This window comes from Phenylobacterium sp., assembly GCF_035276905.1.
Lineage (GTDB): Bacteria > Pseudomonadota > Alphaproteobacteria > Caulobacterales > Caulobacteraceae > Phenylobacterium.
Genome location: NZ_DATELG010000279.1, coordinates 1 through 8,498 on the forward strand (window position 1 = coordinate 1; position 8,498 = coordinate 8,498).

At 72.5% G+C, this 8,498-nt stretch carries 9 protein-coding genes and 1 pseudogene; 4 read left to right on the top strand and 6 right to left on the bottom strand.

All coding sequences use genetic code 11. The features are described 5' to 3' along the window. A partial coding sequence (locus VJS38_RS13045; RefSeq protein ID WP_324088582.1) for an FAD-dependent oxidoreductase occupies window positions 1-523 on the bottom strand: 523 nt, incomplete at its 3' end. Window positions 524-619: 96 nt separating this feature from the next. On the opposite strand from VJS38_RS13045, the gene VJS38_RS13050 reads away from it, so the two are divergent. Beyond that, entirely contained in the window at window positions 620-1,114 is a 495-nt protein-coding gene (locus VJS38_RS13050; RefSeq protein ID WP_324088583.1) for a CinA family protein, read from the top strand. Between the two features lie 14 nt (window positions 1,115-1,128). On the opposite strand, the gene VJS38_RS13055 is transcribed toward VJS38_RS13050, so the two are convergent. Continuing rightward, window positions 1,129-2,181: an AI-2E family transporter gene (locus VJS38_RS13055; protein WP_324088584.1), complete on the bottom strand. Its 1,053-nt coding sequence runs from the start codon at window positions 2,179-2,181 to the stop codon at window positions 1,129-1,131. Window positions 2,182-2,195: 14 nt separating this feature from the next. Continuing rightward, a complete protein-coding gene (locus tag VJS38_RS13060; protein WP_324088585.1) occupies window positions 2,196-3,104 on the bottom strand; it encodes a LysR family transcriptional regulator in 909 nt (302 codons plus the stop codon). Between the two features lie 104 nt (window positions 3,105-3,208). Here VJS38_RS13060 and VJS38_RS13065 point away from each other — a divergent pair, with 104 nt between their 5' ends. After that, entirely contained in the window at window positions 3,209-3,772 is a 564-nt protein-coding gene (locus VJS38_RS13065) for an NADPH-dependent FMN reductase (protein WP_324088586.1), read from the top strand. A 25-nt stretch (window positions 3,773-3,797) separates the two neighbouring features. Next, window positions 3,798-4,601 (top strand): class III extradiol ring-cleavage dioxygenase, encoded by an 804-nt coding sequence (locus tag VJS38_RS13070; protein WP_324088587.1) that lies wholly within the window; start codon window positions 3,798-3,800, stop codon window positions 4,599-4,601. Window positions 4,602-4,637: 36 nt separating this feature from the next. Here the strand turns inward: VJS38_RS13070 and VJS38_RS13075 are convergent, their stop codons facing one another. The 3 genes from VJS38_RS13075 to VJS38_RS13085 are packed head-to-tail and all read right to left on the bottom strand — an operon-like array spanning window position 4,638 to window position 7,923. After that, window positions 4,638-6,338, bottom strand: coding sequence for a GAF domain-containing hybrid sensor histidine kinase/response regulator (locus VJS38_RS13075; RefSeq protein ID WP_324088588.1), 1,701 nt, complete (start codon window positions 6,336-6,338; stop codon window positions 4,638-4,640). Between the two features lie 46 nt (window positions 6,339-6,384). Continuing rightward, complete coding sequence (locus tag VJS38_RS13080; protein ID WP_324088589.1) at window positions 6,385-7,203, bottom strand: RNA methyltransferase; 819 nt, start codon at window positions 7,201-7,203, stop codon at window positions 6,385-6,387. Between the two features lie 39 nt (window positions 7,204-7,242). After that, on the bottom strand, window positions 7,243-7,923 hold the full coding sequence (locus VJS38_RS13085; RefSeq protein ID WP_324088590.1) for a hypothetical protein: 681 nt from the start codon (window positions 7,921-7,923) through the stop codon (window positions 7,243-7,245). Between the two features lie 144 nt (window positions 7,924-8,067). Between VJS38_RS13085 and VJS38_RS13090 the strand changes: the two are divergent. Further along, window positions 8,068-8,498: pseudogene (locus tag VJS38_RS13090) on the top strand (aminodeoxychorismate synthase component I); the annotation flags it as partial.

The window sequence follows — 8,498 nt, forward strand, 5'->3', positions numbered from 1 at the left end:
CACGTTCGGTCACAGCTTCCCTGCGGAACGCGACGCCCGCGGCCGCGGCCGCGGCGCGCAGGCCCTGCAGCGCCGGCCGCGCGTCGAGCCGCCAGTCTTCGCGGTTCAAAATCGCGCCGTCGACGTCCTCGGTCAGCCCCCGGGCCAGGGCGCACGCCGTTTGATGGGGGATCTCGGTCGGATGCACGCCCAGCCGCGAGAGGCGGGCGGCGACGTTCTGCAGCCACGCGCCGCGTCCTGCCGCCAGCGCGCCGGCGCGGTCCAGCCGAACGCCGCTGCGCGCCTCCAGCGCCGGCCAGAGATCACGTGCGGCCAGCAGCAGGTCGAAGTGAGGGGCGGCCTCGGGATCCATCACCGCCTCGAAGACCGGCGCCAGCATCCCGCCGGCGACGCCGGAGGCGTTGGCGAAGGGCTCGGCCGGATCGCAGACCGTCACCGCGAAACCGGCGTCCGCCAACGCCAGAGCGCAGCTGAGTCCCAGCGCGCCCGCCCCAGCCACCGTCACCGTCGGTTTTGAAGACATGCCGCTAACCAGCGGGTCCGGCCGGGAAAATCAAGCGGAACCGGCGCCGGACCGCACGGTTCATCAACGGACGACGCATCGGATCGGAGACGCGACATGGCCGAAGCCCTCGACGGCGCCATTCCACCCGCTGTCGACGAGCTCGCCCAGCGGGTGCTGCACGAGGCCGAGGATCGCGGCCTTATGCTGGCGACGGCCGAGAGCTGCACCGGCGGGCTGCTGGCCTCCCTGCTCACCGACATCCCCGGCCGCTCGCACGCCTTCGAACGCGGCTTCGTCACCTACACGCACGAGGCCAAGCACGAGATGCTCGGCGTGCCGGTGGAGGTGCTGCAGCGCGATGGGGCGGTTTCGGAGCGCGCGGCGCGGGCGATGGCCGAAGGCGCTCTCGCCCATTCCCGCGCCCAGGTCGCCGTCTCCGTCACCGGCTTCGCGGAGGGTGCGCCCGGCGAGGCCGGCCTGGTGCACTTCGCCTGCGCGTACCGGGGACGCGCGACGCGCCACCGGGTCGAGCGGTTCGGCGACGTGGGCCGCGGGCCCTGCGGCTGCGCGCGCTGGAGGTTGCGCTATGCATGGTCCGCGAGGCGCTGACCGCCTCCGCCTGATCAGGCCTCGACGGGCGCTTCCTCGCCTTCGTGCAGATAGAGCCGCCGGATCAGGACCAGCACCACCACCGCCAGCGGCGTGGCGAACACCACGCCGGTGACGCCGAACAGGACGCCGAAGCCCACCACCGAGAACAGGGTCAGCGCCGGCGGCACCGCCACCACCCGGCGCTGGATCAGCGGGATCAGGAGCTGCCCCTCGAACTGGTGGATGGCGACGTAGAAGACCACGGTCCAGACGACCGTCATCGGCCCGAGCGTCGCCGCCAGCAGCACGCCGGGCACGGCGGCGACCACTGCGCCGACGATCGGCACGAACTCGGCCAGGCCGCTCAGCAGCCCCAGCGCCACCGGCGCCGGCAGGCCGAGCAGCATGGCCCCGATCGTCGTCAGCGCTCCCATCGCCAGCATGGCCACGCCCGCGCCCAGCAGCCACTTGCGCAACGAGGCCGCGCAGGCGTCGACCGCCGCGGTCAGCCGTGCGCGCCAGGACGGCGGCGCAAGCTTGAGCAGGCCGTCCCGGTAGAGCCTGGGCTGGGCGGCGAAGTAGACGCCGGCCACCAGCACCACGACGAACTCGCCGATCGCCTGGACGCCGACCCCCGTGGCGTGGCCGATCCGGCCGGCCAGCGGCCCCAGGCCCGCGATCGGCGCGCCGGTGGCGTCGTGCAGCCGGCCCAGCAGCCAGCGGCCGGCGGCGAAGGCGCCGATCTGGCGCTGGGCGATGTCCCAGGCGGCCGGCAGCACCACGCCGAGCTGGTTGAGCTGGCGCATCACCTGGGCGCCGACGAACCAGGCCAGCGCGACGAGGATCACTGCGGCCCCCAGCACCGCCACGCCCAGCGAGGCGCCGGCGCTGAGCGGCGTGCGCCGCCGGATCGGATCGGCGACCGAGCGCAGGACCAGGGCCACCAGCATCGCCCCGAACGCCAGCAGGAAGACATGACGCCAGTGGAAGGCGAGCAGCGCCAGGGCTGCGACCGCCACGGCGATCAGCACCTTCTGGACATAGCGGACGAGGCTGTCGGGTCCGTCTTGCGCGCGCGGCGTCATGCGTCAGGCTCCAGTCAGCGCCAACCCTTGTGCCACTCGGGCTCGCCCGCATAGCGCCGGGCCAGGAAGTCGACGAAGGCGCGCACCTTGGGCGCCAGGTGGCGGGCGTGCGGATAGACCGCGTGCACGTAGATCTGTTCCGGCTCCAACTCACAGAGCAGCGCCGCCAGGCGGCCGGCCCGCAGCTCGTCGGCGGCCGCGAAGGCGGGGGCGCGGGCGACTCCGAAGCCGGCTACGGCCGCCGCCACGCAGGCCTGGGCGCCGGAGAAGCGCAGCCGGCCCTGCATGCGCACGTCCCGCGGCTGGCCGTTCACGCCGAACCGCCACAGCGTCGGGTCTGCGAGGTTGGTGTCGATGATCGCCTGATGGCCGGCGAGCTGGTCGAGCGTCGCGGGCGTTCCCGCCCGGGCCAGGTACTCCGGCGCGGCGCAGGTCACCATCCGCACCGCCGCCAGCTTGCGCGCCACCAGGGAGGAGTCGACCAGCTGGCCGATGCGCACCGCGACGTCGAAGCCCTCCTCCACCAGGTTCACCATCCGGTCGGAGGAGGAGACGTCGAGCGAGACCTCGGGATAGGCCGCCGCGAAGGCCAGCAGCGCGGGCGTCAGCTCGGCCGCCCCGAAGGTGACCGGCGCGGAGATCCTCAAGAGGCCGCGCGGGCCGTCCTCCTCGCGCACCGAACTTTCCAGGGACTGGAAGTCGTCGACGATCACCCGGGCCCGCTCCAGGAAGGCGCGGCCGGTGTCGGTCAGCGAGACGTCGCGCGTGGTGCGGTTGAGCAGGCGCGCGCCCAGCCGGTTCTCCAGGCGCGCCACCAGCTTGGAGACCTGGGCCGAGGAGACGTCGAGCCGACGCGCCGCCTGGGTGAAGCTGCGCGCGTCCGCAACGGCGATGAACGCGTTGATCTCGTCGAGTCGATCCACAGAGACTCTTTCCTGTTCGGAAAAGCAGTGCTGCGCCGCAGCGGGATTATCAACAGCGCAGCGCAGTCCATTTTGCCTCGCCAACGTCGGAACAAGGATCTCCCATGCCGCAGCCCCGCACCGTCGCCGTCGTCGTCGGCAGCCTCCGCAAGGACTCCGTGACCCGCAAGGTCGCCCGCGCCATCGAGGCGCTGGCCCCGACCCACCTGAAGTTCGACGAGGTCCCGACCGGCGACCTGCCGCTCTACGACCAGGACGTCGAGGCCGATCCGCCGGCGGCCTGGGTCGCCTTCCGCGAGCGCATCCGGGCGGCCGACGCGGTGCTGTTCGCCACGCCGGAGTACAACCGCTCCGTTCCGGGCAATCTGAAGAACGCCATCGACGTGGGGTCCAGGCCCTATGGCCAGAGCAGCTGGAACGGCAAGCCCACCGCCGTCGTCAGCGTCTCGCCGGGCGCCATCGGCGGCTTCGGCGCCAACCATCACCTGCGCCAGTCGCTGGTCTTCCTGAACATGCCGGTGCTGCAGCACGAGGCCTACATCGGCGGCGCCTTCAGCCTGTTCGGCGAGAGCGGCGAGCTGACCAACGAATCCACGGCCGAGTTCCTGCGGACCTTCACCCAGACCTTCGCCGACTGGATCGAGAAGACCATCGACCAGGCGGCCTGAGCCGGAAAATCATTGGAGCCCCGCCATGCGCCTGCCCACCTACTTCATCCCCCACGGGGCCGGTCCCTGCTTCTTCATGGAGTGGACGCGCGGGCCGGCGGACACCTGGGACAAGACCGCCGACTGGCTGACCGGGCTGATCTCGACCCTGCCCGAGCGGCCGAAGGCCCTCCTGGTGGTCTCCGGCCATTGGGAGGAGCCGGCGTTCACCGTCGGCTCCGCCGAGCGGCCGCCGTTGATCTACGACTACTACGGCTTCCCGGAGGAGACCTACCGCCTGCGGTACGACGCCCCGGGCGCGCCGGCGCTGGCGGCGCGCGTGCGCGACCTCTTGGGCGCGGCGGGCCTGCCCGCGGCCGAGGATGCGGAGCGCGGCTGGGACCACGGCGTCTTCATCCCCCTGAAGCTGGTCCTGCCAGAGGCTGACGTTCCCGTCGTGCAGCTGTCGCTGCAGTCCAGCCTCGACCCGGAGGTCCACCTCGCCGCGGGCCGCGCGCTGGCGCCCCTGCGCGACGAAGGCGTCCTGATCGTCGGCTCCGGCATGAGCTGGCACAACATGCGCGGCTTCACCCCGGCCTTCACCGCCAAGTCCGAGGCCTTCGACACCTGGCTGTCGCGGGCGATGACCGACCCGGACCGCCGCGACCAAGCCATCCGCCACTGGTCGCAAGGTCCCTATGCCCGCGAGGCGCACCCGCGCGAGGAGCACCTCGCGCCGCTGTTCGTCGCCGCCGGCGCCGCCGAGGGCGAGCCGGCGCGCCACGCCTTCCGCGACGTGGCGATGGATGTGGTGATCTCCGGCTACGCCTTCGGCGAACGGGCGGCCTGAACGGGCGACCGCTTTACCCCGAGGGGCGGTCTGCCTCTAGGCGGCTTCCGCCGCGCCCGCCTCGGCCGCGGCGTCGAGGGCCGCCTGGAGGGCGGCGAACAGGCGGCTGGCGGCGATCGGCTTGGCGACGAAATCGTCCATGCCGGCGGCGCGGTACCTGGCGACCTGGTCCTCCATGGCGTTGGCGGTGAGCGCCACGATGGGCGTGCGCGCACGGCCCTCGGCCTGTTCGCGGGCGCGGATCTCCTGGGTCGCGGCCGGCCCGTCCATCACCGGCATCTGTACGTCCATGAGGATCAGGTCCCAGGGTTCGCGCGCCCAGGCCTCGACCGCCGCGCGGCCGTCGCCGACGATGACGGGATCGACGCTGACCTGGTTCAGGAGGGTCTTCAGCACCAGCTGGTTGACTTTGTTATCCTCGGCCGCCAGCACCCTGATCGGCCGGTCGAGTTCGGCCGGCTCCTCGATCGGCGCCGGCGCAGGCGCTGCGCGCTGCTCGGGCTCGAGCTTCGGCAGCGGCAGGCTGACGAGGAAACGGCTGCCGCGGCCAGGCGCGCTCCGCGCCCGGATGCGGCCGCCCATCAGCTCCACGAGGTCGCGGCAGATGGCCAACCCCAGGCCTGTGCCGCCGTAGCGGCGGGTGGTGGAGGTCTCGGCCTGCTCGAAGGCCCGGAACAGATTGGCCTGCTGCTCGGCGGTCATGCCGATGCCGGTGTCGCGCACCTGCAGCAGCAGGGCCGCGCCGCGCCGCGCCACAGCGATCGTCACCCCGCCCCGGTCGGTGAACTTCAGCGCATTGCCGACCAGGTTGTAGACGATCTGGCGCACCCGCATCGGGTCGCCGCGATAGACGCTGCGGGCCGATGGCGAGACCTTGAGCGCCAGGCTGAGGTCCTTGCCCTCGGCCACCGCCCGGAAGGTCGCGCAGGCCGCCTCGGCAAGCTCGACGACGTCGAACTCGCCGTCTTCGAGCGTCAGCTTGCCGGCCTCGATCTTCGACAGGTCCAGCACCTCGTTGAGGATGGCGAGCAACCCCTCCCCCGACTGGCGGATGATGTCCAGCCGCTCGCGCTGGACAGGCTCCAGAGGCCCGCGGGCCATCGCCTGGGCCATGCCCAGGAGGCCGTTCAGCGGCGTGCGGATCTCGTGGCTGACCGTCGCCAGGAAGGCGCTTTTGGCCCGATTGGCGGCCTCGGCCTCGTCCCTGGCCTGGATCAGCGCCTGCTCCTGGGCCTTGCGCTTGGCGACGTCCTGCACCGCGCCGGGCCGGGCGGCGCTCCGGCGCTTCCATTCGTCGGCGACGAAATCGGCGAGATCCTGCAGCCGGTCCGCCAGGCTCGGGTCGTAGGGCCTTGGCTCCGAGCCGCCGACCGCCAGGACGCCGGGAACCGAGCCGTCGTCCAGCCGGATCGGGGCGGCGACGTAGCAGCGCGTCGGCCGACGGCCGTCCGGCGCCGCGCACCCGGCGAACAGCGGTTCGGCCCGGACGTCCTCCACCCAGAGCGCTTCACCATGCTCGACAACCCAGCGCGCGCCGGGCGTGATCCTCGGGGACGCCGCCAGATCCCGTCGCCGCCGGTCCCCGCCGGCGACGATCACGATCACCGAGTTCCGCTGGTCGCCCCCGAACAGCGCACCGGCCAGGCGACGCACGCGATCGAAGACCGGGCCGGATCGCTCCAGCTCCGCAAACGCCTTGGTCGGCGCTGCGTCCGTGTCTTCAGGCTTGGTGTGCACGGGCCCCCGGCGCGCAATACTTAGCTGGCAATTTGAACGGCCGAGGTTAAGCGGGCCTTTCGAAAGAACGGTGTTTGCTTAACTGGTAAAGGACCAGGCCGCTGGTCGTCGCCACGTTCAGAGAGTCGAAGCCGCGCGCCATCCCGATGCGCACCGACCGGCTGCGCGCCAGGAGCTCGGGATCCAGCCCCGGGCCCTCGGCGCCGAAGACGGCGGCTGTCCGCGGGCCACAAGCCAGATCGCCAAGCTCGACGTCCCCGCGTGGCGACAGCGCCACGGTCTCGAAGCCCGCGGCGTCGAGCATTCCCAAAAGATCCTGGCCCGCCGCCAGCCGGGCGAAGGGCGTGATCAGCGCTGCGCCGACCGAGACGCGGATGGCCTTACGATAGAGCGGGTCGCAGCAGGCCGCATCCAACAGCACCGCGTCGGCCCCGAAGGCGGCGGCGTTGCGGAAGATTCCGCCCATGTTGTCGTGGTTGGCGATGGCGCTCAGCGCGACGACCAGGGCGCTGGGCGCAAGGCCGGCCAGCAGCGCTTCGGCGCTCGTCGCCCGCCGCTCGCCGATCGCCAGGACGCCGCGATGCATCGGAAAACCCGCGACGGCGTCCATGACCGCCTGGTCGGCGACGTAGGCCGGAACCTCGGCTGGCAGCCCGTCCAGCAAGGCCTCCAGGCTGGCCAGCCGCGCCTTGGCGATCAGGAGCGAGCGGATCGGGTGCAGGCCGGCGGACGCCAGCTTCTCCAGCACCACCCGTCCCTCGGCGACGAACAGGCCCTCGCGCCCGACCAGGTCGCGCTCGCGGATCGCGCGGTAGGGCTCGATGCGCGGGTCGCGCGGGTCGGTGACGGGCTCGATGCGGGCCATGGCGTCTTCTGCCGCGCCGGCTAGCGCTTGGCTCGGCGGCTATCGAGACGTGACCGGGCTTTGCGGAAACGCCAGCTGCTCGCGGGCGCGCCATTCTTCGGTGACGTAGTTGACGATCACCGTGCGGCGGATGCCCCGGATGGGGCGCCGCTCGAAGCCGTGCCAGGTGCGGTCGGAGGGGATGAACAGCAGCGCCCCGTTCCACTCGAAGGCCGACCGCTCGCGCCAGTCGCCCGGCCCGCCGTAGATGTCGGTCCCGAGATCCTCCTGCCCCTCGGCGGGCAGCTGGGTGAGCAGGGTCAGGGCCTTGACCCCGAGGTCGGTGTGCGGCTCCAGCCAGAAGCCGTCCTGGTCGACGGCGTACTCGATGCGCACATAGGTCCCGTCGAGATTGGCGCCGGTCGCCTCGGCGAAGGCGCGGACCACGGCCGGGGACTGGAAGCCCTGGGCCACCTCGCGGGCCACGGGGTGGGCGTCCAGCACCTCCGCGGCGAAATACTGGCGCGCGTCGTTGTGCAGCTCGCGGCGGCCCGAGACCCCGCCCAGCTCGACCGGCCCGAACGGCAGCGCGGCGAGTTCGCGCGCCACCGGCTCCGGGAAGACGCCCTGCAGGCGCCAGTTGCGATAGGGCTGGTCGTGACGCGCCGCGGAGGCCAGGCTCGCGAAGAGGTTGCTGGCGATCCTGCTTTCCAGTTCGGCGCCGATGAGCGCTGTCGACATGCTGGCGTCGGCCTCCGAGACTCGGTCGCCATCATACATGGGCGCCATCGTCGGAATGCAAACCTTAAAGTCGCAGGTTCCGGGCGGACGGCCCCCCGGAAACGGCGCCTAGGCTCGAAGCCGGCCCTGCGCTATGGCGGCCCCATGCGAACGGCGGCCTTTCTCGAAGCACCCTGGCGCGAGCCGGCCGAGGTGCTGGCCGCGCTCGGCGACCGGCCGTGGACGATCGGCCTGATGAGCGGCGCCGACGGCGCCGGCTGGTCCTACGTCGGGGCCGAACCTGCGCAGACCTGCGTCCTCGCCGGCGAGGATCCAGGCGATCCCCTCGCGGTCCTGGCGGATCTCGTCGGGGGCCACGCTCCGGCCGATCCGCAGGGGCCGCCGTTCCAGGGCGGGGTCGCCGGCCTCTTCTGTTACGAGCTGGGCGATCGGTTCGAGCCATTGGGCCTCGCGCGCCACGACGGCTGGCCGGACCTCGCCTGCGCCCGCTACGACGCGCTGCTGGCCTTCGACCACGCCGCGCGGCGCGTCCTGGCGATCGGCCGCGGCGAGAGCGCCGGCGCGGCCCGGGCCCG